Source organism: Pseudomonas lini (genome assembly GCF_030812475.1).
In the GTDB taxonomy this organism is placed as follows: Bacteria; Pseudomonadota; Gammaproteobacteria; order Pseudomonadales; family Pseudomonadaceae; genus Aquipseudomonas; species Aquipseudomonas lini_A.
The window spans coordinates 343,234-367,045 of sequence record NZ_JAUSSR010000003.1 but is presented as its reverse complement, the minus strand read 5'-3'; the positions used below and the strand labels follow the sequence as shown (position 1 = coordinate 367,045).

General features: G+C 59.7%; 20 protein-coding genes and 1 pseudogene. 11 read left to right on the top strand and 10 right to left on the bottom strand.

The genetic code is table 11. The features are described 5' to 3' along the window. The first annotated feature begins 136 nt into the window (after positions 1-136). Complete coding sequence (locus J2W17_RS08075) at positions 137-739, top strand: cold-shock protein (RefSeq protein WP_307331938.1); 603 nt, start codon at positions 137-139, stop codon at positions 737-739. Between the two features lie 76 nt (positions 740-815). On the opposite strand, the gene J2W17_RS08070 is transcribed toward J2W17_RS08075, so the two are convergent. Continuing rightward, the gene (locus tag J2W17_RS08070) at positions 816-1,022 is read right to left on the bottom strand and encodes a SlyX family protein (protein WP_307331935.1); all 207 of its coding nucleotides are present in this window, start codon (positions 1,020-1,022) and stop codon (positions 816-818) included. A gap of 3 nt (positions 1,023-1,025) precedes the next feature. Further along, on the bottom strand, positions 1,026-1,451 hold the full coding sequence (locus tag J2W17_RS08065; RefSeq protein ID WP_307331932.1) for an HIT family protein: 426 nt from the start codon (positions 1,449-1,451) through the stop codon (positions 1,026-1,028). A 901-nt stretch (positions 1,452-2,352) separates the two neighbouring features. Between J2W17_RS08065 and J2W17_RS08060 the strand changes: the two genes are divergently transcribed. Beyond that, on the top strand, positions 2,353-3,681 hold the full coding sequence (locus J2W17_RS08060) for an OprD family porin (RefSeq protein ID WP_307331929.1): 1,329 nt from the start codon (positions 2,353-2,355) through the stop codon (positions 3,679-3,681). A gap of 140 nt (positions 3,682-3,821) precedes the next feature. Here J2W17_RS08060 and J2W17_RS08055 read toward each other — a convergent pair whose 3' ends face one another. Then, positions 3,822-4,664 carry a mechanosensitive ion channel family protein gene (locus J2W17_RS08055; protein WP_307331925.1) on the bottom strand — a complete coding sequence of 281 codons (843 nt, stop codon included), beginning with the start codon at positions 4,662-4,664 and terminating at the stop codon, positions 3,822-3,824. 130 nt (positions 4,665-4,794) lie between these two features. Continuing rightward, complete coding sequence (locus tag J2W17_RS08050; RefSeq protein ID WP_018926510.1) at positions 4,795-5,280, bottom strand: YajQ family cyclic di-GMP-binding protein; 486 nt, start codon at positions 5,278-5,280, stop codon at positions 4,795-4,797. A 141-nt stretch (positions 5,281-5,421) separates the two neighbouring features. Here J2W17_RS08050 and J2W17_RS08045 point away from each other — a divergent pair, with 141 nt between their 5' ends. The 3 genes from J2W17_RS08045 to J2W17_RS08035 are packed head-to-tail and all read left to right on the top strand — an operon-like array spanning position 5,422 to position 9,005. Further along, positions 5,422-6,339 (top strand): putative 2-dehydropantoate 2-reductase, encoded by a 918-nt coding sequence (locus J2W17_RS08045; RefSeq protein WP_307331918.1) that lies wholly within the window; start codon positions 5,422-5,424, stop codon positions 6,337-6,339. Positions 6,340-6,384: 45 nt separating this feature from the next. Next, positions 6,385-8,421: a sensor histidine kinase gene (locus J2W17_RS08040; RefSeq protein WP_307332401.1), complete on the top strand. Its 2,037-nt coding sequence runs from the start codon at positions 6,385-6,387 to the stop codon at positions 8,419-8,421. Between the two features lie 2 nt (positions 8,422-8,423). Next, on the top strand, positions 8,424-9,005 hold the full coding sequence (locus J2W17_RS08035) for a cob(I)yrinic acid a,c-diamide adenosyltransferase (protein WP_307331914.1): 582 nt from the start codon (positions 8,424-8,426) through the stop codon (positions 9,003-9,005). Between the two features lie 118 nt (positions 9,006-9,123). Here J2W17_RS08035 and J2W17_RS08030 read toward each other — a convergent pair whose 3' ends face one another. From J2W17_RS08030 to secA, 4 genes are all read right to left on the bottom strand, one after another. Further along, the gene (locus J2W17_RS08030; RefSeq protein WP_307331911.1) at positions 9,124-10,068 is read right to left on the bottom strand and encodes a Nudix family hydrolase; all 945 of its coding nucleotides are present in this window, start codon (positions 10,066-10,068) and stop codon (positions 9,124-9,126) included. Continuing rightward, complete coding sequence (locus tag J2W17_RS08025) at positions 10,065-10,697, bottom strand: glutathione S-transferase family protein (RefSeq protein WP_307331908.1); 633 nt, start codon at positions 10,695-10,697, stop codon at positions 10,065-10,067. Before J2W17_RS08025 ends, J2W17_RS08030 begins: the two co-directional genes overlap by 4 nt. Before the next feature lie 125 nt (positions 10,698-10,822). Beyond that, the gene (gene argJ, locus J2W17_RS08020; RefSeq protein WP_307331905.1) at positions 10,823-12,040 is read right to left on the bottom strand and encodes a bifunctional glutamate N-acetyltransferase/amino-acid acetyltransferase ArgJ; all 1,218 of its coding nucleotides are present in this window, start codon (positions 12,038-12,040) and stop codon (positions 10,823-10,825) included. A gap of 121 nt (positions 12,041-12,161) precedes the next feature. Beyond that, positions 12,162-14,897, bottom strand: coding sequence for a preprotein translocase subunit SecA (secA, locus tag J2W17_RS08015; RefSeq protein WP_307331902.1), 2,736 nt, complete (start codon positions 14,895-14,897; stop codon positions 12,162-12,164). 307 nt (positions 14,898-15,204) lie between these two features. Here secA and J2W17_RS08010 point away from each other — a divergent pair, with 307 nt between their 5' ends. Further along, positions 15,205-15,660 carry a DUF721 domain-containing protein gene (locus tag J2W17_RS08010; RefSeq protein WP_307331899.1) on the top strand — a complete coding sequence of 152 codons (456 nt, stop codon included), beginning with the start codon at positions 15,205-15,207 and terminating at the stop codon, positions 15,658-15,660. 146 nt (positions 15,661-15,806) lie between these two features. On the opposite strand, the gene J2W17_RS08005 is transcribed toward J2W17_RS08010, so the two are convergent. Next, positions 15,807-17,294, bottom strand: coding sequence for a helicase HerA-like domain-containing protein (locus tag J2W17_RS08005; RefSeq protein ID WP_307331897.1), 1,488 nt, complete (start codon positions 17,292-17,294; stop codon positions 15,807-15,809). 175 nt (positions 17,295-17,469) lie between these two features. Here J2W17_RS08005 and J2W17_RS31260 point away from each other — a divergent pair. The 5 genes and pseudogenes from J2W17_RS31260 to J2W17_RS07985 form a co-directional block, all read left to right on the top strand. After that, a pseudogene (locus tag J2W17_RS31260) lies at positions 17,470-18,501 on the top strand (HAMP domain-containing protein); the annotation flags it as partial. A 93-nt stretch (positions 18,502-18,594) separates the two neighbouring features. Further along, the gene (locus J2W17_RS31255; RefSeq protein ID WP_444965459.1) at positions 18,595-19,359 is read left to right on the top strand and encodes a methyl-accepting chemotaxis protein; all 765 of its coding nucleotides are present in this window, start codon (positions 18,595-18,597) and stop codon (positions 19,357-19,359) included. Between the two features lie 207 nt (positions 19,360-19,566). Beyond that, positions 19,567-20,688: a glycosyltransferase family 4 protein gene (locus J2W17_RS07995; protein ID WP_307331891.1), complete on the top strand. Its 1,122-nt coding sequence runs from the start codon at positions 19,567-19,569 to the stop codon at positions 20,686-20,688. Next, positions 20,681-21,457, top strand: coding sequence for a DUF2334 domain-containing protein (locus J2W17_RS07990; RefSeq protein ID WP_307331888.1), 777 nt, complete (start codon positions 20,681-20,683; stop codon positions 21,455-21,457). Before J2W17_RS07995 ends, J2W17_RS07990 begins: the two co-directional genes overlap by 8 nt. Continuing rightward, complete coding sequence (locus J2W17_RS07985) at positions 21,454-22,449, top strand: lysylphosphatidylglycerol synthase transmembrane domain-containing protein (RefSeq protein ID WP_307331886.1); 996 nt, start codon at positions 21,454-21,456, stop codon at positions 22,447-22,449. The genes J2W17_RS07990 and J2W17_RS07985 overlap by 4 nt, the downstream gene beginning before the upstream one ends. A 192-nt stretch (positions 22,450-22,641) precedes the next feature. Here the strand turns inward: J2W17_RS07985 and purU are convergent, their stop codons facing one another. Next, the gene (gene purU / locus J2W17_RS07980) at positions 22,642-23,490 is read right to left on the bottom strand and encodes a formyltetrahydrofolate deformylase (protein WP_307331883.1); all 849 of its coding nucleotides are present in this window, start codon (positions 23,488-23,490) and stop codon (positions 22,642-22,644) included. Between the last annotated feature and the right edge of the window lie 322 nt (positions 23,491-23,812).

The following is a 23,812-nucleotide window of genomic DNA, read 5'->3' as shown; positions in this document are numbered from 1 at the left end:
TGTCGTCGGCCTCTATTTTTCCGGGTGCCGCGCATAGGCTGATAACGGATACGTGTCCAACGCCTCTTATTGTTCTGAAGCGAACCGTGCCCTGTCAGCTCTTCCTTGTGATCCGTCTTAACGTGAGTCAATCAAAATGTTGAAAATCGTCCACCTGCTAATGGGCGCAGCAGCCCTGCTGCTGTCCTTCTTCCCTAGCCTGCAACCTGAGGCTGTTCCTTACCTGCAACAACCCGATGCGCTGTACCTGGCCTTTTTCGGCCTGCTCAATCTCACCCTCGCACCTGTCATTCCCTACTGGAACAAAGGTGCGCGTCACCAATTGCAAAACCTGGTCAGCGCCCTGCTGGTCCTGGCTGTTGTCTTGCAAACCCTGACGCTGATCGCGAAGATGCCAGTCATCGCCGGTCAACCTGCCGTACTGTTCAGCCTGATCGCTGCGCTGCTCGCCGTTCTTTTGCACCTGGCCATCAGTTTCTACAAATCGTCACCGGCCGCCGCGTCGCCAAGCTATGACATGAGCAACCGCGATACGGGCACCGTCAAGTGGTTCAACACCTCCAAAGGCTTCGGCTTTATTTCCCGTGACTCCGGCGATGATATTTTCGTGCATTTCCGGGCCATTCGGGGCGAAGGCCATCGTGTCCTGGTCGAAGGCCAGCGCGTTGAGTTCTCTGTCATGAATCGTGACAAGGGCCTGCAAGCCGAAGACGTGATCGCCGCTTTGCCGCGACGCTGATGCAAGGCTGAAAAAAAACCGCGAACAGCCTGGCTGTTCGCGGTTTTTTATTAAGCGCCCATTGAGCCCCGCGGGTTCAATAGTGCGGTGGCGGCGCTTCTTCTTCGAAGGATTCGAACTGGCCGACCATTTCCTCCTGGCGCTTGAGCAATGCCTCCATCTGCAATTGCAGGCGCTCAACCACCCGCTGCTGTACCGCCAGCACATCATTTAATGCCTGGATGGTGTCATCCTGAAACGCCATCTGGCTTTCCAGATCGGTAACGCGTGCTTCCAGGCTCATGTTTCAGCCCTCCAAAAACGTGAAATCATCGGTTAACACCAGACGCAGCCGTTCACGAATGACTGCGACCTGCTCTGCACTATAAGGTACCGCCGGGTGCCTGCCCCAGACCGGGGCTGGCCACGCCGCGTCCTCACGCTTGCGCACGATCACATGCATGTGCAACTGACTGACGACGTTACCCAAGGCCGCGACGTTCAATTTGTCCGCGTCGAACGAGTCCTTGAGCGTTTCCGCCAGCGCGGTCGTTTCCTGCCACAGCTGCTGTTGATCTGCGACATCCAACTGAAATATCTCGCTGATATCCTCGCGGCGTGGCACCAGGATGAACCAGGGATAGTTCGAATCGTTGGACAACAGCAACCGGCAGAGTGGGAAATCCCCGATCGGTAGCGAGTCTTGTTGAAGTCGTGGATCTAAAGCGAACATCGCGCACACTCCCACCTGGTCATTCATTTTCAGCTTAGCGCCCGCCCCGGGAGACGACACACCAAGCGACAGGACGGCAGCATACCTGCGATCGGCGCGCGCTTCACGCCCAACCCCCGCCAAAGCGAGCCCGGTGCATGAGCAAGAGATCCATCCTGGGACATTTCTCATCACGCCGCACCAACATAGAACCAAGTCAGGAAGAAAAGCGCCGAAATGACTGATTAACAAGGATGTGTTCAAATTTCCGTGAGGCCGGCACTGTGTGAAATCAGTACAGCAAGAAGATTTTTTGCACTAAAAACGCACAGTGCGTCTACGCTCAGTGCGACGGGCATCCGCCGTTTACTCACTGAGGGGGTGGACCGGTAACGCTTTTGGCTTCACGCAGTCGGCCAAGGTGACGCAACACCATGCGAACCATGACGTCAAGACTCGACTAAACAGGCTTGAACCCCAGGTTTCATGAGGTTTTTACCGCGACAGGCAGGCCTTCAGAAAAATATCGCAATAGATTTCTGATTTGTGCACGCTTGTTGCATTCACACCCACATCGCCTTGAAGCGTCCGCTGGAAGCGGAAGCCTTCAAGGCACATAAAAACAGCGGCAGGGCTGCCCGATGGAGATTCAAACGTTTCACCAGGGACTCTTTTTACCGATACTCAAGCCCGGAAAAACGACGCTGAAGTTGTCAATCCACTTGCGTCGGGGCTGTAAATTTGCGACATCTACCAAGTCATTTGCGACAGGGCCGTAAAGAAGCTGAAAGGTGAGGTTCGCAAGTATCGCCAACATGGTCGGCGTGATATAAGTTTGCGCCGACACAAAAAGAAAGAGCCGCCCAGATAATAAAACAGGTGGGACGGCAGTACTCTTCTAAAACCAAAGGAGCAAATCACGATGCGCGTGATGAAGTGGAGCATGATCGCACTGGCAGTTGCAGCAGCAGCCGGTACTCAATTGGCAACGGCCGCACCTTTCGTAGGCGACCAGGCCGAAGCCAAAGGTTTTGTTGAAGACGCAAAATTCGACTTGCTGCTTCGCAACTACTATTTCAACCGTAACAAGAAAGATGGCGCAGTCGACGATAAAGACTGGACCCAGGGTTTCCACGGTGTATTCAGCTCCGGTTACACCCAAGGCACCGTTGGTTTTGGTGTTGACGCCTTCGGTTACCTGGCGATCAAACTGGACGGTACCGACGAGCACTCCGGTTCGGGCAACCTGAGCACTAACGCTGCTGGCGAAAACAATGACAGCCAGGGCAAGGCAGGCGGCGCAGTCAAAGTTCGCGTTTCCAAAACCGAACTGAAATTCGGTGAAATGCAGCCGAGCACCGCGCCGGTATTCGCTGTTGGCGGCTCCCGTATCCTTCCGCAAACTGCTACCGGTTTCCAACTGCAGAGCAGCGAAGTCAAAGACCTTGACCTCGAAGCCGGCCACTTCTACTCGGCGAGCAGCCAGGACAAAAACTCCAGCGAAGGCGGTCTGTGGGCTAACTACGCTGGCGTTGAAGCCAACACTATCGATTATTTCGGTGGCAAGTACGGCATCACTGAAAGCCTGAGCGCATCGCTGTACGGCGCCAAGCTGGAAGACATCTGGGACCAGTACTACGCCAACCTGAACTACACCATCCCGATGGGTGAAGATCAGTCGATCAACCTGGACGGTAACATCTACCGCACCGACGACACCGGCAGCGCTGAGGCGGGCGACATCAGCAACACCACGTTCTCGCTGGCAGCCGCTTACTCCTTCCTGAAAGCGCACACCCTTACCCTCGGCTTCCAGAAAGTCAACGGCGACACCCCGTTCGACTACATCGGCGTGGGCAAGAACAACCGCGGCGGCGACTCGATCTTCCTCGCCAACTCCATCCAGTACTCCGACTTCAACGGTCCGAACGAAAAATCTGCACAAGTTCGTTATGACCTGAAGATGGCCGAGTACGGCGTTCCGGGCCTGAGCTTCATGACCCGTTACGTGAAAGGCTGGGATATCGACGGCTCCAACACTCCGACCAACAGCGCCTACACCGGTCTGTATGGCGAAGATGGCAAGCACCACGAAACCAACGTTGAAGCCAAATACGTAGTACAGACTGGCCCGGCCAAAGATCTGTCCTTCCGTATCCGTCAGGCATGGCACCGCGCCAATACTGACCAGGGCGAAGGCGATATCGACGAGTTCCGTCTGATCGTCGACTACCCGCTGTCGATCTTGTAATCGAAAGCAGTTAGTTTGCGGCAATAAAAAAAGGCCCATCTTCGGATGGGCCTTTTTTATGACGACTGCATTGCGCTTAACGAATCAGATTCCTGTGCACGCTGCTGACCGACAGGTCAAACACGAACTGAACCGATCATTTACGCGGTTGCGGAGTCCTGAACGACTCGAATAACCCGCTGTGGAAACGGAATATCGATCCCGGCTGTTTTCAGACGATCACGCGATTGTTCATTGAACATGAACATCACACTCCAATAATCGGCAGTTTTCACCCATACACGCAGGGAAACAGTGATCGAACTGTCGCCCAGAGTGGAAATCACGGCTTCCGGAGCAGGTTCGGCCAATACACGCGGGTCCTTCGCCAGTTCCAGCAGTACTTCACGGGCCTTTTGCAAATCCGCTTCGTAATCCACGCCCACATCAAACACCACCTTGCGGGTCGGCTGACGATTAGTGTTGGTGATGATGCCGTTCGACAGATTGCCGTTAGGGACGATGATGGTTTTGTTATCGCCGGTGCGCAGCACGGTATGGAAAATCTGGATGCTGTCGACGGTGCCGGCCACGCCCTGGGCTTCGATCCAGTCGCCAATGCGGAACGGACGGAACAACAGAATCAGCACGCCGCCGGCGAAGTTCGCCAGGCTGCCCTGCAACGCCAGGCCGATGGCCAGACCGGCCGCACCGATGGCGGCAACGAACGAGGTGGTTTCCACGCCGATCATCGAAGCCACGCTGACAATCAGCAGCACCTTGAGAATAATGTTCGCCAGACTGCTGATGAAGCCTTGCAGCGCCAGGTCGGCGTTGCGCAGCGCCAGCAGTCCGCCGAGCTTTTGCGTCACTTTGTTGATCAGCCACCAGCCGATGGCCAGGGTGATGATTGCCAGCAGTACACGACTGCCATATTCCATGATCATCGGAATCCAGGCTTGGGATGCCTTGACCAGATTGTCCACTTCAGCATTCAAATCCATGTTCTTTCTCCTGATCCCCGGCTACCCGGCACGCGAAAAATGAGCGGCAGAAAAGACGCGCCTTTACGGCTCAATCGTTTCTGCCGTTGGGCTCGGACGCCGAAAACGCCGAGAGGTTCCCGCTTCAAGGTCAGTCGCGGAAGTTGTTGAACTGCAGCGGCATGTCGAACGTTTTGGCACGGAGGGCGGCGATGGCTTCCTGCAGGTCGTCACGCTTCTTGCCGGTGATGCGCACCTGCTCGCCCTGAATCGCAGCCTGGACCTTGAGCTTGGCGTCCTTGACGTGAGCGACAATCTTCTTCGCCAGTTCTTTGTCGATGCCTTCCTTGAGGACCGCTTCCTGTTTCATCAGCTTGCCGGAGGCGTAGGCATCCTTGACTTCAAGGCACTGCACGTCGATTTTGCGCTTGACCAGTGCCAGTTTGAGGATCTCAATCATCGCTTCAAGCTGGAAATCGGCCTCGGCGGTCAGGTTGACCGTCAGGTCCTTTTCCTTGAACTCGAAGCTGCCTTTGCCTTTCAGGTCATAACGACGATCGAGTTCCTTGACGGCGTTCTCGACCGCGTTGGTGACTTCGTGTTTGTCCAGTTCGGATACCACGTCGAACGACGGCATGTAATCTCTCCAATAAAAGGGCGTGCTCGATCACAATGGAGCACGCCTGGCTTGCGGTTAAAATCCGCGCTGATTATAACGGGTCTTTCCCATCATTCACTGCGAGCCTCCCATGCGCGCCTTAAACAGAGCAAAAAGCTGATGTCCACCACCTGGCATGTTCTGGGCGCCGGCAGCCTTGGCACCTTGTGGGCTACCCGCCTGGCGCGAGCCGAGGTACCGGTTCGGTTGATTGTGCGCGACGCCGCGCGCCTTGAAGACTATGCCTCGGCAGGCGGCTTGACCCTGGTCGAACACGGCGAAGCCCAATGCTATCGCGTACCCGCCGAGACGCCCGACAGCGGCGAGCCGATCCATCGGCTGCTGGTGGCTTGCAAAGCCTACGACGCCGAGCAAGCCGTGGCCCGGGTGGCGCCGCGCCTGGCCCCCGGCGCCGAGTTGATTCTGCTGCAGAATGGTCTTGGCAGTCAGGATGCCGTCGCGGCACAGGTGCCGCAAGCGCGATGCATTTGCGCTTCCAGCACCGAAGGGGCCTTTCGCGATGGCGACTGGCGTGTGGTATTTGCCGGACACGGTTACACCTGGCTGGGGGACGCCGGTCATCCGGTGGCGCCGATCTGGCTGGACGATCTGGACGCCGCGGGCATTCCCCACGAATGGAGCACCGACATCCTGACCAGGCTGTGGCGAAAACTGGCGCTCAACTGTGCAATCAATCCCTTGACCGTGCTCCATGATTGTCGCAACGGCGGACTGCAGGACCATCATTGCGAAGTCGCCACGCTCTGCGGCGAGCTGACGGAACTGCTCGAACGTTGCGGACAACCGGCGGCCGCCGAAGACCTGCAATCGGAAGTCGAACGGGTGATCCACGCCACCGCCGCCAATTATTCGTCGATGTACCAGGACGTCAGCCACCGGCGCCGGACCGAAATCAGTTACCTGTTGGGTCATGCGTGCAAAGTGGCTTCCCGGCACCAGCTGAACCTGCCGCACCTCAATCAACTCCAGCAACGGTTGATGACCCATCTGCATAGCCTTGGATTGCCCGGCGACTGAGCAGCGGCTACGCTGGCCACTTGTTCCTGATCAGTGATGAACCTGATGCCATTGCGCCAGCGCCTCGAAAACCTTCCAGTCGGCCAGAAACTGCTGGCCGCCCTGCTGGTGCTATTGACCACCGTCCTGCTGGTCGCCAACCTGACGTTTATCAGCGCCGCGTACTACATTTCCCAGGAAAGCATGGCGCCCCAGGCGCTGCAGACCATCGGTCGCCTGGTGTCCAACCCGAGCCTGGTGTCCGACGCCCTGAAGTCGCCGCAAAGCGCCGAGCGCCTGCTCAACGAACTCAACAGCTATTCCCCCCTGCGCGCGGCGGCCCTTTATGACGGCAAGGGCGAGCGACTGGCGCAACTGCAGCATGGCGAAAATCTGAAGCTGCCGGAGCGTTACCGGCACATCGAATCCTGGCAGGCCACCGAGTTTCGCAGCAATCAAGTGATCACCCTCCCCCGCCCGGGCACTGCGCCAGGGCACCTGCTGTTGGTGGCCAGCAGCGAATTGCCGATGGCGTTCTACACCGGCACCCTGACCGCCAGCCTCGGGATCCTGATCTTCAGTGTGCTGTTGTGGCTGATGATTGCCCGGCAGATCAAACGGTTGATCACCCGGCCGATCCATCAGCTGGAAGAATTGTCCCGACAAGTGACCCGGGAGGAGAACTACGCCCTGCGCGCCTCTCGCGGCAACCATGACGAAATCGGCAGCCTTGCCGAGGCGTTCAATACCATGCTCTCGCGCATCGAAGCCCGGGAACAGCAACTCAAACGGGCGCGGGATGATTCCCAGGCCGCTTATGACCAGGCCCAGGGCCTGGCCGAAGAAACCCGCCATACCAATCGCAAGCTGGAACTGGAAGTTCAGGTGCGCAGCAAGATCGAAAAGAAGCTCACCGGGTTCCAGAACTACCTCAACAGTATTATCGACTCCATGCCCTCGGCATTGATTGCCCTCGACGAACAGCTCTATGTCACCCAGTGGAATCAGGAGGCCAGTGCCCTGTCCGGCACGCGCCTGGACGAGGCCTTGAACCAACCGATCTTCCTCGCCTTCGAGCCGCTCAAGCAGTTTCTGCCGCAGCTCAAGCAAACCGTCGAACAGCATACGGTGGCCAAGATCGAGCGCGTGACCTGGCTCAAGGACGACGAGCCCAGGCACTACGCCCTGACGTTCTATCCGCTGATGGGCGGTGCCGGGCGTGGTGTGGTGATCCGGATCGACGACATCACCCAGCGCTTGTCCCTGGAAGAAATGATGGTGCAATCGGAAAAAATGCTGTCGGTTGGCGGTCTTGCCGCCGGCATGGCCCATGAGATCAACAACCCGTTGGGCGCGATCCTGCACAACGTGCAGAACATTCGCCGGCGCCTGTCCCCCGAGCTGCCGAAAAACCTTGAACAGGCCGAGCAAATCGGCGTTCAACTGGAAACGGTCAACCGATACCTGCAAGCCCGGGAAGTGCCGCAGTTGCTCGATGGCATTCAGCAGGCGGGGGCGCGGGCGGCGAAGATCGTCACCCACATGCTCAGCTTCAGCCGCCGCAGCACCCGACAGATGGCGCCGTGCGATCTGCCGGCGTTGATCGACCAGGCGGTGGAAATTGCCGGAAATGACTTCGATCTGGCGATCGGTTTCGATTTCAAGGGCCAGGCGATCATCCGTCAGTTCGATCCGCAACTCGGTCCGGTACCCGGCACCGCCAACGAACTGGAGCAAGTGCTGCTCAACCTGTTGAAAAACGCCGCCCAAGCGATTCACCAACGCGAAGACGACCGGGAGCCGGGGCGGATCATTTTGCGCACCCGATTGAATCCTCCCTGGGCGGAAATCCAGGTCGAGGATAACGGCATCGGCATGAGCGAGAGCGTGCGCAAGCGAACATTCGAGCCGTTCTTCACCACCAAGGAAATCGGCCAGGGCACCGGCCTTGGCCTGTCGGTGTCATATTTCATCATCACCAACAACCACAAGGGCCAGATGGAAGTGCAATCGACCCTGGGGCAAGGCACCTGCTTTACTTTGCGCCTGCCCTTGGCGGGCACCCCGCTCGTCTCTCAAGAACTCAATCAGCTATCGAGGTAACCATGGGCTTTCGCTTGTCGAAGATTTACACCCGCACCGGCGACAAAGGCGAAACCGGACTGGGCGACGGTCGCCGCGTACCCAAGGACCATCCGCGGATCGAAGCCATTGGCGAGGTCGACACGCTGAACAGTCAGGTAGGCGTGCTGTTGGCCGGCTTGGCGGCGCAAAGCGACGTATATCCGGGGTTGAACGAGGTGATCGAGGTCTTGGCGCCTTGCCAGCATCGATTGTTCGACCTGGGTGGCGAACTGGCGATGCCGGTGTATCAGGCGTTGGACGTGGCGGAGATCGAACGGCTGGAAACAGCGATCGATGTGTGGAATGAAGAGCTCGGGCCGCTGGAGAACTTCATCCTGCCGGGTGGCTCGGCGTTGATTGCCCAGGCCCATGTCTGCCGCAGCCTCGCGCGCACCGCCGAGCGGCGGTGCCAGCAGCTCAACGCGGTTGAGCCGCTGGCCGGCGTCGGGCTGGCCTATATCAATCGGTTGTCGGACTTGTTGTTTGTGGTGGCAAGGTTGATTGCGAAGCGGCAGGGGGTTGCGGAGATTTTGTGGGAGCCGGCGGCGAAGCCTCAGGATTAATCGGCGTTTTGGCGGACGCCTTCGCCAGCAAGCCGGCTCCTACAGGGTATTTCGCGTACGACTCGGACCCTGTAGGAGCTGGCTTGCCAGCGAAGAGGCCAGCCAGCTCACCGCAAAATCAAGCTTCTGGCCAAAACGCCCGAATCCCCGCCACACCCTGCGCCCCTGCTTCCCAAGCCTTCTGCTGCTCCGCCGGGCCAACACCACCGAGCAAGAACACCGGCTTGCTGAAACCTTCGATCAACGCCGAAGCCTGTTCCCAACCCAACGGCTGAGCATCCGGATGGGTCATGGTCGGCTGCACCGGCGACAGGGTCACAAAGTCCACCCCCATCTGTTCGGCCAGCGCCAGTTCTTCAGCGTCATGACAGGACGCCGCCAACCAGCGCGATGCCGGTAACGGGCGGCCCGACGCCGCGTATTTGCGCAGTTGCTTTGAGGTGATGTGCCAGCCGGCAGACGGAAAATCGCCCAGCCATTCGAATGGGCCCTTGATCATCAGCTGCGCCTTGCCGGCACACAGCCCCGCGGCGTCTACAGCCAGATCGCGGTACTTCGGATCATAACCGTTGGGTGCCCGCAGCTGGATCAGCTTGATGCCGCCCGCGATGGCTTTCTGGATGCCCCGCAGCAGCGCCGGAGTTTCCAGGTCTTCAGGGGTGATCAGGTACTGCGCCGGAAGTCGTGCCGCAGCCACGATCGGCTGGTTGGCCGCCGGGAATTCGTAGTTCAGCAGATCACGGTGCGCTACCCACTCCAAAGGCTGGCCTTCGGCGCCGTGAGGCTCGCCGGAAAAATCCGAGACGTCCCAGACATCCAGCAACACCTGCTTGTCGGGATAATCGTAGCGGACCTTGATCAACGGGCGCGCGGCATTGACCACGATGCCCAACTCTTCATGGAGCTCGCGGGCCAGGGCGGTTTCGACGGATTCGTCGTCCTCGACCTTGCCACCTGGAAACTCCCACAGCCCACCCTGATGCTGGGTATCCGCACGGCGGGCGATGAGGATCTTGCCGCTGCTATCGCGGATGACAGCGGCGGCTACGTGCACTCGTTTCACTGACCGACCTCCTCCAGACCTGCCTTCTGCCACGCCTTGAAGGCTGGCCATTGGTAGATCGTGTTGATGTAGGTTTCGTCCGCCGGGGACAACTTCACCTGATAGGTGCGCAGGCGTACCGCGATCGGCGCAAAAAACGCGTCGACCAGGGTTGCGCCGCCAAACAGGAACGGGCCGGTTTCGGTCGCGACGGCGCGGCACTCGGCCCACAACGCCGACATGCGTTCGATGTCAGCCTGGACGTCAGCCGGCATCGGCGACAACGGGGCGTCGTGGCTGAGGTCGAATGGCATATTGCTGCGCATGGCGAAGAATCCGGAATGCATCTGCGCACACGCCGAACGCGCCTGGGCGCGGGCGGCGGTGTCTTTGGGCCAGAGCCCGGCATCGGGGAACTGTTCGGCCAGGTATTCGGCAATCGCCAGGGAATCGGCGATGGTGCCGTGTTCGGTCTTGAGCAGCGGCACTTTCGCGGTGGGCGAATGCTGGAGCAGCCGTTGCCGGGTGTCTGGCTGGTTGAGTTTGATCAGTTCTTCGGTGTAGGGGGCGCCAGCGAGGTCAAGGGCCAGGGCTCCGCGCAGGGACCAGGAGGAATACAATTTGTCGCCGATGATCAGGTGATAACTCATGTTCAGCGTCCTCAAACAGGAAAAATTCCTGTAGGAGCTGACTTGCCAGCGATAGCGGTAGCGGCCTCAACACTTCAATCGCGGCTGAAGACGCCTTCGCCGGCAAGCCGGCTCCTACAGATGAATCAGGTGCGGTACTCAGCGTTGATCTTCACGTACTCGTGGGACAAATCTGTGGTCCAGATGGTTTCGCTGCAATCGCCGCGACCCAGTTCGATACGGATGGTGATTTCTTCCTGCTGCATCACCGCCGCGCCTTGGGCTTCGGTGTAGGTCGAGGCGCGGGCGCCACGGCTGGCGATACACACGTCGCCGAGGAACACGTCGATCTTGCTCACGTCCAGGTCCGGTACGCCGGCACGGCCGACCGCGGCCAGGATACGGCCCCAGTTCGGGTCGGAGGCGAACAGCGCGGTCTTGATCAACGGCGAGTGAGCGACGGTGTAGCCGACATCCAGGCATTCCTGGTGATTGCCGCCGCCGTTGACTTCAACGGTCACGAACTTGGTCGCGCCTTCGCCGTCGCGCACGATGGCCTGGGCCACGTCCATGCACACTTCGAATACAGCCTGCTTGAGCTTGGCGAACAATTCACCGCTGGCTTCAGTGATTTCCGGCAATGCTGCCTGACCGGTGGCAATCAGCATGCAGCAGTCGTTGGTCGAGGTGTCGCCATCGATGGTGATGCGGTTGAACGACTTGTTGGCGCCGTCCAGCAGCAGGTTTTGCAGAACCTCGCGCGCGACCTTGGCGTCGGTGGCGAGGTAGCCGAGCATGGTCGCCATGTTCGGACGGATCATGCCCGCGCCCTTGCTGATACCGGTGACGGTGATGGTCACGCCGTCATGCTCGAACTGGCGGCTGGCGCCTTTTGGCAAGGTGTCGGTGGTCATGATGCCGGTGGCGGCAGCTTCCCAGTTGTTGACCGACAGGTCATCAAGAGCAGCCTGCAACGCCCCTTCGATCTTCTCGACCGGCAGCGGCTCGCCGATCACACCGGTGGAGTACGGCAGCACCTGACCGGCATCGACGCCGGTCAGCTCAGCCAGTCTGGCGCAGGTGCGCTCGGCGGCGGCCAGGCCTGGCTCACCGGTGCCGGCGTTGGCATTGCCGGTGTTGGTCAGCAGATAACGCACCGGGCCTTGCACTCGCTGCCTGGCCAGGATCACGGGCGCTGCGCAAAAAGCGTTCAGGGTGAACACGCCCGCCACCGTGGAGCCTTCGGCACAGCGCATGACCACGACGTCCTTGCGCCCGGGGCGCTTGATGCCGGCCGAGGCGATACCGAGTTCAAAACCGGCAACCGGGTGCAACGTTGGCAAAGGGCCAAGACCAACAGCCATGAATGCGCTCCTCAATAAATGATGTCTGCACCGCTCTCAGGAAGACGGTGGTGTTAAATGGCAAAACGCCGCGACGGCTGAAGCCGGTCGCGGCGCGGGTATTTCAGCGTACAAAGGGGTGTTACTGGATCTGCCCGTGGCAATGCTTGAACTTCTTGCCCGAACCGCAGTAGCACAGTTCGTTGCGGCCCAGCTTCTGTTCATTGCGTACCGGCGCGGTGGCGAGGGCTACATCGACCTCTTCGCCGAGCAACTCCGGCTGCTCGAGACCCGGTGCTTCGTCATGCTGGAACTGCATGCGCGCCGCCAGTGCCTCGGCTTCCTGACGCAGACGCTGCTCTTCTTCGATCGGGTCTTCGCGGCGAACCTGAACGTGGGACAGCACCCGGATCGAATCGCGCTTGATCGAATCCAGCAGCTCGGAGAACAGCGTGAACGACTCGCGCTTGTATTCCTGCTTCGGGTTCTTCTGGGCGTAGCCACGCAGGTGGATGCCATGCCGCAGGTGATCCATGGTCGACAGGTGGTCTTTCCACAGGTCGTCAAGCACGCGCAGCACGATCTGCTTCTCGAAGGTGCGCAGCGCCTCGGCACCCGCCTGGTCTTCTTTCTCGTTGTACGCCGCGATCAGTTCGTTCAGCAGCTTCTCGCGCAGGGTCTCTTCATACAGGTGATCATCTTCGTCGAGCCATTGCTGGATCGGCAGGGCCACGCCAAAATCGCTCTGCAGTGCCGCTTCCAGACCGGCCACATCCCACTGTTCAGGCAGCGATTGCGGTGGAATGTGCGCACTGACCGTGGCGCTGAGCACGTCCTGGCGGAAGTCGGAGATGGTCTCGCCGATGTTGTCCGCGGCCAGCAACGTATTACGCATGTGATAGATCACTTTACGCTGCTCGTTGTTGACGTCGTCGAACTCGAGCAGTTGCTTGCGAATATCGAAGTTACGGCCTTCAACCTTGCGCTGTGCCTTCTCGATGGCGTTGGTCACCATGCGGTGCTCGATCGCTTCACCGGACTGCATGCCCAGGGCCTTCATGAAGTTCTTCACCCGGTCCGAGGCGAAGATGCGCATCAGGCTGTCTTCCAGCGACAGGTAGAAACGGCTGGAACCGGCGTCACCCTGACGACCGGCACGACCGCGCAACTGGTTGTCGATGCGGCGCGATTCGTGACGCTCGGAAGCGATCACCTGCAAGCCGCCCGACTCCAGCACTTGCTGGTGACGTTTCTGCCAGTCGGCCTTGATCTGGGCGATCTGCTCGGGGGTCGGGTTTTCCAGGGATGCGACTTCCACTTCCCAGTTGCCGCCCAACAGGATGTCGGTACCACGACCGGCCATGTTGGTGGCGATGGTCAGTGCGCCGGGGCGACCGGCCTGGGCAATGATCTCGGCTTCCTTTTCGTGGAACTTGGCGTTCAGAACCTTGTGTTCGATGCCTTCCTTCACGAGCAGGTTGGACATGTGCTCGGACGTTTCGATGGTGGCGGTACCCACCAGCACCGGACGGCCCTGAGTCATGCACTCCTTGATGTCGTTGATGATCGCCGCGTATTTCTCTTCGGCGGTCAGGAACACCAGGTCGTTGTAGTCTTTGCGCGCCAAAGGCTTGTTCGGCGGGATCACCATGACCTGCAGGCCATAGATCTGATGGAACTCGAACGCTTCCGTATCGGCCGTACCGGTCATGCCGGACAGCTTGTTGTACAGGCGGAAGTAGTTCTGGAACGTGGTCGACGCCAGGGTCTGGCTTTCGGCCTGGATGTTCAGGTTTTCCTTGGCTTCGATCGCCTGGTGCAGGCCTTCGGACAGACGGCGACCCGGCATGGTACGACCGGTGTGTTCATCGACCAGCACGACCTGACCGTCCTGCACGATGTATTCGACGTTGCGATTGAACAGTTTGTGCGCACGCAGACCGGCGTAGACGTGGGTCAGCAGGCCCAGGTTGTGCGCCGAGTACAGGCTCTCGCCTTCAGCCAGCAGGCCGACGCGGGTCAGCATGTCTTCGATGAACTGGTGACCGGCTTCGTTGAGCTCGACCTGACGGGTCTTCTCGTCGACGGTGTAGTGGCCCGCCTTGGTGACTTCGCCTTCGACTTCTTCGACGTGCAATTCCAGCTGCGGGATCAGTTTGTTGATCTCGATGTACAGCTTGGAGCTATCCTCGGCCTGACCGGAAATGATCAGCGGGGTACGGGCTTCATCGATGAGGATGGAGTCGACTTCGTCGATCACGGCAAAATTGAGTTCGCGCTGGAATTTTTCTTCCATGCTGAACGCCATGTTGTCGCGCAGGTAATCGAAACCGAATTCGTTGTTGGTGCCGTAGGTGATGTCGGCAGCGTAAGCGGCGCGCTTCTCTTCCGGCGGCTGGAAAGGCGTGACCACGCCGACCGTCATGCCGAGGAACTCGTAGAGCGGACGCATCCAGTTGGCGTCACGGCGGGCCAGGTAGTCGTTCACTGTCACAACGTGCACGCCCTTGCCGGACAGCGCGTTGAGGTAAACGCCCAGGGTAGCTACCAGGGTCTTGCCTTCACCGGTACGCATTTCCGCGATCATGCCTTCGTGCAAGGTCATGCCGCCGATCAGCTGGACATCGAAGTGGCGCATACCCATGACGCGCTTGCCGGCTTCGCGGGCGACCGCAAAGGCTTCGGGCAGCAACTTGTCCAGGGTTTCCCCGTTGGCGATGCGGGCCTTGAACTCGTCCGTCTTGGCACGCAATTGATCGTCCGAAAGGGCCATCATTTGCTCTTCGAAGGCATTGACGAGTTGCACCGTCTTGAGCATGCGTTTGACTTCACGCTCGTTCTTGCTTCCAAAAAGTTTCTTTAACAAAGGCGCAAACATATCGGCAGGATCTTCCACACTAAAGGGATGGAGGGCGGCCCCATGAGTCGCCCGAGCAGCCCTCATGGCCGCATGCGAACGAGCATTCTACCCGGAAACGGTGGTGAGGAAAGTGGCGTTATTCCACGATGCTGGCACAGCGCTGTGACGGGGCTCCATTAAAATAAGGGCTTTTCGCTGAACTTCAAGCCGTTCGCCCCATAAGTTAGCCGTTGATTTGATGGGGAAAGCGCTCACAACGCAATGGGTCGGGCGCATGCGGTGCTTTCTGCTAACATGGCCGCTCTGTTTCTTCAGGTGTCTGATCATGGCATTTCGCCCTCTTACGGCCAGAGCACCCGCCGTTCTGCTTCGCGAAGCCAAACCGCTCAAAGCCATCTTTGGCCACGCCCAACGCCTGGGTCATTTGCAACGCCTGGTGGAAAGCCAGTTGCAGCCCGCTGCTCGCGAGCATTGCCATGTGGCGTCCTGGCGCGAAGGCAACTTGTTGCTGATTGTCACCGACGGTCACTGGGCCACTCGTTTGCGTTACCAGCAAAAGCGTCTGCAACGGCAATTGCAGCTGTTCGATGAGTTCGCCAGCCTGACGCGGATTCTGTTCAAGGTGCAGCCGCCCACGGTCCAGCAAGGCGCGACTGGACATACCATCAGATTGTCCACCGATGCGGGCGAGACCATTCAGGCCACGGCCGATGGCATCAGCGATCCGAATCTGCGGGCAGCGCTGGAGCGCCTTGCGGCGCACGCCAGGCCCAAGGTTTAAAACTACCTCCTGCAGGAGCGAGCTTGCTCCGGGCGGCGTTCCGACGATGGTCGTTAACGATTACGCGTTTCTATAGAATAGGCGCGGTGCCTGTAAGTCCATCGCGAGCAAGCTCGCTCCTACAGAAGGCTGCGATCTTTGGCTTTTCAGCGGCGTTTGCTGCCGCCGAGCAGCGAGCCCATCAAACCGCGTACCAATTGTCGGCCCAACTGATTGGCCGCCTGTCGCATCGCTGATTTCAACGCCTGACCGGCCGCCGTGCCGAGGAATTCACCGGCCTTGTCGGTGAAGCTCGGCTCTTCGTCTGCCGGTTTACCTGGGGCGGTGTCCGGTTCAGGCGCCAGGCCTTTGCGTCCCGACAGCACTTCGTACGCCGATTCGCGATCGATCGGTTTGTCGTAACGCCCCTTGAATGGCGATCCCGCGATCAGGATCGTGCGCTCCGTCTCGGTCAATGGCCCGATGCGCGATTGCGGTGGAGCCACCAGCACCCGCTGAACCATCCCGGGCGTGCCTTTATCCTGCAACGTGCCGACCAAGGCCTCGCCAATCCCCAGCTCGGTCAGTACCGACAAGGCATCGAACGCCGGGTTCGGCCGAAAGCCCTCCGCCACTGCGCGCAGGGATTTCTGCTCCCTGGCGGTGAACGCGCGCAATCCATGCTGGATGCGCAGCCCCAACTGAGCCAGCACGTCATCCGGCAAGTCGCCCGGCGATTGGGTGACGAAATACACCCCCACACCTTTGGAGCGAATCAGTCGCACGACCTGCTCCAGCCGCTCCTGCAAGGCCTTGGGCGTGCCGGCGAACAACAGATGCGCTTCATCGAAAAACAGCGCCAGTAGGGGTTTGTCCGCATCACCGCGTTCCGGCAGCTGCTCGAACAGTTCCGCCAGCAGCCACAACAGGAACGTTGCATACACCTTGGGCGCCTCGTGGACCAGGCGACTGGCATCGAGCAGGTGAATACGCCCGCGACCATCGGCGCCCGGCTGCAGAATATCTTCGAGTTGCAGCCCCGGCTCGCCAAACAGCGCTTCTGCACCCTGTTGTTCCAGGATCGCCAGGCGCCGCAACAGTGCCTGGCTGGAACCGGTGGTCATCAGCGCGGCGTCGTCGCCCAGCAATTCAGGTTGATCACGCAGGTGATTGAGCAGCGCCTTGAGATCCTTCAGATCCAGGAGCAATAGCCCTTCGCGGTCCGCGACCTTGAAGGCGGCATACAGTGCCGACTGCTGGCTGTCGGTCAACTCCAGCAGACTGCCCAGCAGCAACGGCCCCATTTCGCTCAAGGTGGTGCGCAAGGGATGCCCGGACTGACCGTGGATATCCCACAGGGTCACCGGATACGCCTGGGGTTTGTGATTCAGCCACGGCATTCCGGCGATCCGCTCGGCGACCTTGCCCTGAGGGGTCCCGGCAGCGCCGAGGCCACACAGGTCGCCTTTGATGTCGGCCGCAAACACCGCCACACCGGCATCGCTGAAGGCTTCGGCCAGCCGTTGCAAAGTGACGGTCTTGCCGGTGCCCGTAGCGCCCGCCACCAGACCATGTCGGTTGGCCAGACACATGGCCTGGGCAATCGGCTGCCCGGTGAGGTCGGCACCGATAACGAGTTGCAGTGAATCAGGCATTTTGTCACCCCATGATTAATCTTTGATCCTTCACGGCCGATATAAAAGACTGAACAGCGTCGGTAATTCCCCTAAGGAGAGTACGGAAATATCAGCTTGTTTTCACTGCCGTCCATTGTGCGTTCCTTTATAAAAGCACGCCTTTGGCACCAAGACCTCTGCGGAACTCCAAGCCATGAACAAAAACCTGCGTTTCAGCCATAAAATCCTGCTTGCCGCCGCCCTGATCGTCATGGCCGCCTTTGCCTCGTTCACGCTGTACAACGACTATTTACAGCGCAACGCCATCCGCGAAGACCTGGACAACTACCTCAATGAGATGGGGGATGTCACCGCCAACAATATCCAGACCTGGCTGGCCGGTCGCATCTTGTTGATCGACAATCTCGCCCAGAACATCGCGATCAATCCTGAACCTTCCACCGTCGCCAGCCTGCTCGAGCAGAAAGCCCTGACGTCGACCTTCATGGCGTCTTACCTGGGCGACGCCACCGGCAGTTTCACCATTCGGCCGGACGCCAAAATGCCCGCCGGTTTCGACCCACGGGTACGCCCTTGGTACAAAGGCGCCGAAAGCAGCAGCACCGCGACCCTGACCGAACCTTATATCGATGCGGCCACGGGCCAGACCATCATCTCCATCGCCACCGCCTCGAAAAAAGCCGGGCAAAACGTCGGCGTAGTGGGCGGCGACCTGAGCCTGCAAACCTTGATCGACACCCTCAGCGCCCGCGATTTCGATGGTATGGGCTACGCCTTCCTGGTCAGTTCCGACGGCAAGATCCTGGTTCATCCGGACAAAACCCTGGTGATGAAGACCCTGAGCGAGGCGTTTCCGGACAGCACCCCGCGGATCAGCGGCGACTTCAGTGAAGTGCAGGTCGACGGCAAGACCCGCATCGTCAGGTTCACCCAAATCAAGGGCCTGCCCTCGGTCAACTGGTACATCGGTCTGTCCGTGGACAAGGACAAAGCCTTCTCGATGCTGACCGAGTTCCGCGCCTCGGCGGTCATCGCGACGCTCATCGCCGTGGCCATCATCATCGCCCTGTTGGGCATGCTGATCCGGATCCTGATCCAGCCGTTGCATGTCATGACCCGCGCGATGGCCGACATCGCCGACGGTGAAGGTGACCTGACCAAACGCCTGACGATCCATAACAACGACGAATTCGGCGTGCTCGGCACCGCGTTCAATCGTTTCGTCGAGCGCATTCACGGCTCGATCCGCGAAGTGTCCTCCGCCACCGGGCACGTCAACGAAGTGGCGTTGCGCGTGGTAGCGGCCTCGAACTCGTCGATGTTCAACTCCGACCAACAGGCTTCGCGCACCAACAGCGTCGCCGCGGCCATCAACCAGCTCGGCGCCGCCGCCCAGGAAATTGCCCGCAATGCCGCGCAAGCGTCGAGTCAGGCCAGCGATGCCCGCAGCCTGGCTGAAGACGGCCAGCAAGTGGTGGAGCGCAGCATCGCCGCCATGAATCGGCTGTCGAGCATGCTCAGCACCTCGAGTACCAACATCGAATCGCTGAACAGCAAGACCGTGAACATCGGGCAGATTCTGGAAGTGATCACCAGTATTTCCCAGCAAACCAATCTGCTGGCGCTCAACGCCGCCATCGAAGCGGCGCGTGCGGGTGAGGCCGGTCGCGGTTTTGCCGTGGTGGCCGATGAGGTCCGCAACCTGGCCCACCGTACGCAAGAGTCGGCGCAGCAGGTGCAGACCATGATCGAGGAACTGCAAGTCGGCGCCCGCGAGTCCGTCAGCACCATGAGCGACAGCCAGCGTCACAGCCAGGACAGCGTGGACATCGCCAACCTGGCGGGCGAGCGCCTGAACAGCGTGACCTTGCGCATTGGCGAGATCGACGGGATGAACCAGTCCGTGGCGACGGCGACCGAGGAACAGACCGCGGTGGTGGAGTCGATCAATGTGGACATTACCGAGATCAATACCCTGAACCAGGAGGGGGTGGAGAATTTGCAGTCGACGTTGCGTGCTTGTGTGGATCTGGAACAGCAGGCGGGGCGGCTTAAGCAGTTGGTGGGTAGTTTCCGTATCTAGTGCCTGACAGGGCCTCTTCGCTGCGGTGCGGCGGTCCGACAAGCCGGCTCCTACAGGGTTCACGCAAATCCCTTGTAGGAGCTGGCTTGCCAGCGAAAGCGGCCTGTAATACACCGCAAAACCCTCACAGGAAACCCCGCCACAAAACCCCAACCGAACATCTATCCTTCATAAAGGTCAACCAAGGGAGAACTACGGACCGGAGGGATGTTCATCGTGCATATCGCTGACATAACCATGTTCTACGCCCCTGCCAGCGGTGGCGTGCGCACTTATCTGGATGCAAAGCACCGTCGCCTGGGCAGCAAGCCGGGCATTCGCCACAGTTTACTGATCCCCGGATCGTCCCTGGGCGAACGGGATGGCGTCTACACGGTTCCGGCACCTGCCCTGCCCTTCGGCAAGGGTTATCGTTTTCCCCTCCGTCTCGCGCCCTGGCGCAATGTCCTGCAGGATCTGCAGCCCGACCTGATCGAAGTCGGCGACCCGTACCTTACCGCCTGGGCTGCCCTGGATGCGCGCAGGCAACTCGATGTGCCGGTGATCGGCTTTTATCATTCGGACCTGCCGCTGCTGGTCAGCAACCGTATGGGCAACTGGGTCACGACCAATGTCGAAGCCTATGTCAGCAAGTTGTATGGCAACTTCGACCGGGTCCTGGCGCCGAGTCGGGTGATGGCCGACAAGCTGACCGGTCTGGGGGTGAAGAACGTTTTCGTGCAGCCCTTGGGCGTCGACTTGCAAACCTTCCATCCCTCTGTGCGGGATCCGGGTCTGCGGGCAGAATTGGGGATCGATGAAAACACTCACTTGCTGATCTTCGCCGGACGCGGCTCCAAGGAGAAAAACCTGCCGGTCCTGCTCGACTGCATGAAACGACTGGGGCGGCGCTACCACCTGCTGCTGGTCGGCTCGTCGATGCCGGCCCTGGTGCCGGATAACGTCACCGTGGTCGATGAATTCTGCCCGGCGCCGCAAGTCGCCCGGCTGATGGCCAGTGCCGATGCGCTGCTGCATGCCGGTGACCAGGAAACCTTCGGCCTGGTGATTCTTGAAGCCATGGCCAGCGGCATTCCGGTGGTGGCCGTGGCGGCCGGGGCCTTTCAGGAAATCGTCACCGAACAATGTGGCCTGTTGTGCCCGCCGAACAACTCGATGGCGATGGCCAACACCGTGCGCCAGCTGTTCGATTCGGGGAGCGCCGTCCTGGGCAAACAGGCCCGCCGCCATGTCGAGCAGCATTACTCCTGGGACACAGTGGTCAACAGCCTGCTGGGCCACTATCACGCCGTGCTTGGCAGCCATTGGCCGTTGACAGCCAATGGCTGAGCTCATGAGCCGGCCCAGCCTGTTACTGGTGCTGCACGACGTGGCGCCACAAACCTGGGCTGATTATCAGCCCTTTGTCGCCGCCGTCGACGCCTTGGGCGCCGTGCCGATGACCTGGCTGGTGGTGCCCGATTTTCACAAGCGCAATAATCTGGACGCCCATCCGGACTTTCGACGTATGCTCACCGGCCGGGTCATCCGTGGCGACGAACTGGCGCTGCACGGTTACTTTCACTGCGATGAAGGCCCCGTGCCCAGCACCCCGCGAGACTGGTTCATGCGCCGGATCTACACCCACGAAGGCGAGTTCTACAGCCTGTCCCAAGACGCTGCGCTCGCCCGCCTGCACGCTGGCATCGAGGTGTTTCGCCGTCACGACTGGCCGCTGGCAGGTTTCGTCGCCCCGGCCTGGCTGATGAGCGAGGGCACACGCCAGGCTTTGCGCCAACTGCCGCTGAGTTACACCAGTGACCCGCAACATCTGTACCGACTGCCTGATTTCGCTGTGGTTGACGCTCCCGGGTTGGTCTGGAGCGCACGCAGTGCCTGGCGTCGGGGCCTGTCCAGACTGCTCAGTGAGCAGCGCGAGCGACGCTGGCGGCAGGCGCCGGTGATTCGCCTCGGCCTGCACCCGGTGGACATGCGTCATGAGTCCTCCCGTACTTACTGGTTGCAGACGCTCAAGCGCCTGCTCGACGAGGGGCGCGTGCCGATGACCAAGGCTGATTGGCTGTCAATGCGCACTGACCGTGTCGGATGCGCCGCATGAGTCGCGGGATATTGCTGCTCGTCGCATTGCTCGCCGCAGTGCTGATTCCATCACTGCTGGGCGGTAACGAAACCTGGTCTCGGCTGCAAAAATTTCCGCTGCAATGGCTGCTGATCATGTTCGGCATGATCCTGCTGTGCTGGGTGCTCAACACCCTGCGCTTGCGTCTGTTGCTGGGGGATCAGTGCGACAAGGTGAGCCGGATCAAAAGCCTCGGGGTGGTCATGGCCGCCGAATTCGCTTATTGCGCCACGCCCGGCGGCAGCGGTGGACCGCTGACCATCATGGCATTGCTTGCGCGTAACGGCGTGCGTCCGGCCAGGGGCAGCGCGGTGTTCGCCATGGATCAGCTGAGCGACCTGCTGTTTTTCCTCTGCGCACTGAGCGGGATTCTGATTTATGCCCTGTTCCAGCACTTGAGCGAGCGCATGGAGTGGCTGCTGACCGTCAGCGCCGTTTCCATGTTTGGCGGCCTGCTGACCTGTGTGGTGGTGGCGCGCTATCACCGTTTGCTGATTCGTCTGAGCGGTCGTTTGCTCGTTCGTCTCAATGTCAAAGGCGCCACGCGCGTGCGCTGGGCGCGAAAACTCCTGCACTTCCTGGCAGCCTTCACCGACACCTTGAAGTTGCCGTTTCAAACATTGATCACAGTGTTTGCCCTGACATGCCTGCATTGGTTCTTGCGCTACAGCGTGTTGTACCTGGCGTTGCGCGGGCTCGGAGCGGATTTGCAGTGGGCCTGGAGCTTTCTGATTCAAATGCTCTCATTGAGCGCCGGGCAATTCAGCCTGTTACCCGGTGGCGCCGGGGCGGCGGAATTGACCTCAGCGGCGTTGCTGGCGCCGATGGTGGGGAAATCCACGGCGGCGGCGGCAATTCTGATCTGGCGGGCGGTGACCTATTACTTCTATTTGCTGGTTGGCGGGCCGGTATTCTTGTTGATGCTTGGGCGGCCGTTGTTGAAGAAGTTGTTGAAGTTCAAGCAGGCGTGAATGCTTAAGTCCTGTGCAAGATTTGAGGGCCCCTTCGCCGGCAAGCCGGCTCCTACAGGGATCTTCAGCGCACAGTCAATTCAGGCCTGCCCCCCGATCATGTTCATCAACATATTCTCAGGGCAGAAACGGCGAAGGGCCTGAAGCGATTGAACGCCCAGGCCCTTCGGATTTCAACCGCGCAGTCTCGCGTCAGAACACGACGGTCTTGTTGCCGTGCACCAGCACCCGGTCTTCCAGGTGATAACGCAGGCCCCGGGCCAAGACCATCTTCTCGACATCGCGGCCGAATCGCACCATGTCTTCGATGCTGTCGCTGTGGCTGACGCGCACCACGTCCTGTTCGATGATCGGACCGGCGTCCAGCTCTTCGGTCACGTAATGGCAGGTAGCGCCGATCAGCTTCACGCCACGCAAGGAGGCCTGGTGATACGGCTTGGCCCCGACGAACGACGGCAGGAAGCTGTGGTGAATGTTGATGACCTTATGGGCATATTCGCTGCACAACGCGGGCGGCAGGATCTGCATGTATCGGGCAAGTACCACTACTTCGGCATCATGCAGTTTGACCAGCCGCGAGACCTCGGCGAATGCCGGTTCTTTATCCTGCGCATTGACCGGCACATGGTAGTAAGGAATGCCATGCCACTCGACCATGCTGCGCAGGTCGTCATGGTTGGAAATCACACAGGAAATGTCGCAATCCAGTTCGTCGCTGTGCCAGCGATGCAGCAAATCGGCCAGGCAGTGAGACTCGCGACTGGCCATCAACACCACGCGCTTCTTCTGCTCGGTATCGGTGATACGCCAGTCCATCGAGAACTCTTCGGCAATAGGGGCAAACGCTTCGCGAAAGGCCTCGATACCGAAGGGCAGCGAATCGGCACGAATTTCGTGACGCATGAAGAACCAGCCACTGAGATTGTCCGAGTGGTGGCTCGCTTCAGTGATCCAGCCATTGTGGGACGCCAGAAAGTTACTGACTTTAGCAACGATGCCGACGCGGTCCGGGCAAGCAATCACCAGCCGAAATGTGCGCATGAGGGTCAAACTCCAGAACTTCGCAAAGGCTGCCATTCTAGCGATTGCGCAGCAAAACTGCAGTATTGATGACGCCCTGCGTTGCGCGAAGGTTGCCGGGACCGATTGTAGCGACAGGCGCTCCCCGCGCGATGGTGTTCTTATAGCCATTCTTCAAGTGCCAAAATGTGACTGTCTGTGATACCGGGTTGATGATCTTTTAACTGCGCCTCCAATCGGGACCTGTTCAACACAACTAAATTAAATAAACTCCGGTTAATTGTTTACTTGATGAAACAGCCTGACTATTATTGCCGCACTGTCACCTAGCACCCAGCGCCCA

Bases quoted from the DNA above. Each gene is read 5' to 3' on its own strand.
- J2W17_RS08010 (WP_307331899.1), top strand. From the start codon at position 15,205: ATGGCATTTCGCCCTCTTACGGCCAGAGCACCCGCCGTTCTGCTTCGC.
- J2W17_RS08005 (WP_307331897.1), bottom strand. From the start codon at position 17,294: ATGCCTGATTCACTGCAACTCGTTATCGGTGCCGACCTCACCGGGCAG.
- J2W17_RS08065 (WP_307331932.1), bottom strand. From the start codon at position 1,451: ATGTTCGCTTTAGATCCACGACTTCAACAAGACTCGCTACCGATCGGG.
- J2W17_RS08070 (WP_307331935.1), bottom strand. From the start codon at position 1,022: ATGAGCCTGGAAGCACGCGTTACCGATCTGGAAAGCCAGATGGCGTTT.
- J2W17_RS08045 (WP_307331918.1), top strand. From the start codon at position 5,422: ATGTCCACCACCTGGCATGTTCTGGGCGCCGGCAGCCTTGGCACCTTG.
- J2W17_RS08050 (WP_018926510.1), bottom strand. From the start codon at position 5,280: ATGCCGTCGTTCGACGTGGTATCCGAACTGGACAAACACGAAGTCACC.
- J2W17_RS08035 (WP_307331914.1), top strand. From the start codon at position 8,424: ATGGGCTTTCGCTTGTCGAAGATTTACACCCGCACCGGCGACAAAGGC.
- J2W17_RS07995 (WP_307331891.1), top strand. From the start codon at position 19,567: ATGTTCATCGTGCATATCGCTGACATAACCATGTTCTACGCCCCTGCC.
- J2W17_RS08060 (WP_307331929.1), top strand. From the start codon at position 2,353: ATGCGCGTGATGAAGTGGAGCATGATCGCACTGGCAGTTGCAGCAGCA.
- J2W17_RS31255 (WP_444965459.1), top strand. From the start codon at position 18,595: ATGTTCAACTCCGACCAACAGGCTTCGCGCACCAACAGCGTCGCCGCG.
- purU (WP_307331883.1), bottom strand. From the start codon at position 23,490: ATGCGCACATTTCGGCTGGTGATTGCTTGCCCGGACCGCGTCGGCATC.
- argJ (WP_307331905.1), bottom strand. From the start codon at position 12,040: ATGGCTGTTGGTCTTGGCCCTTTGCCAACGTTGCACCCGGTTGCCGGT.
- J2W17_RS08025 (WP_307331908.1), bottom strand. From the start codon at position 10,697: ATGAGTTATCACCTGATCATCGGCGACAAATTGTATTCCTCCTGGTCC.
- secA (WP_307331902.1), bottom strand. From the start codon at position 14,897: ATGTTTGCGCCTTTGTTAAAGAAACTTTTTGGAAGCAAGAACGAGCGT.
- J2W17_RS08055 (WP_307331925.1), bottom strand. From the start codon at position 4,664: ATGGATTTGAATGCTGAAGTGGACAATCTGGTCAAGGCATCCCAAGCC.
- J2W17_RS08075 (WP_307331938.1), top strand. From the start codon at position 137: ATGTTGAAAATCGTCCACCTGCTAATGGGCGCAGCAGCCCTGCTGCTG.
- J2W17_RS07985 (WP_307331886.1), top strand. From the start codon at position 21,454: ATGAGTCGCGGGATATTGCTGCTCGTCGCATTGCTCGCCGCAGTGCTG.
- J2W17_RS08040 (WP_307332401.1), top strand. From the start codon at position 6,385: ATGCCATTGCGCCAGCGCCTCGAAAACCTTCCAGTCGGCCAGAAACTG.
- J2W17_RS07990 (WP_307331888.1), top strand. From the start codon at position 20,681: ATGGCTGAGCTCATGAGCCGGCCCAGCCTGTTACTGGTGCTGCACGAC.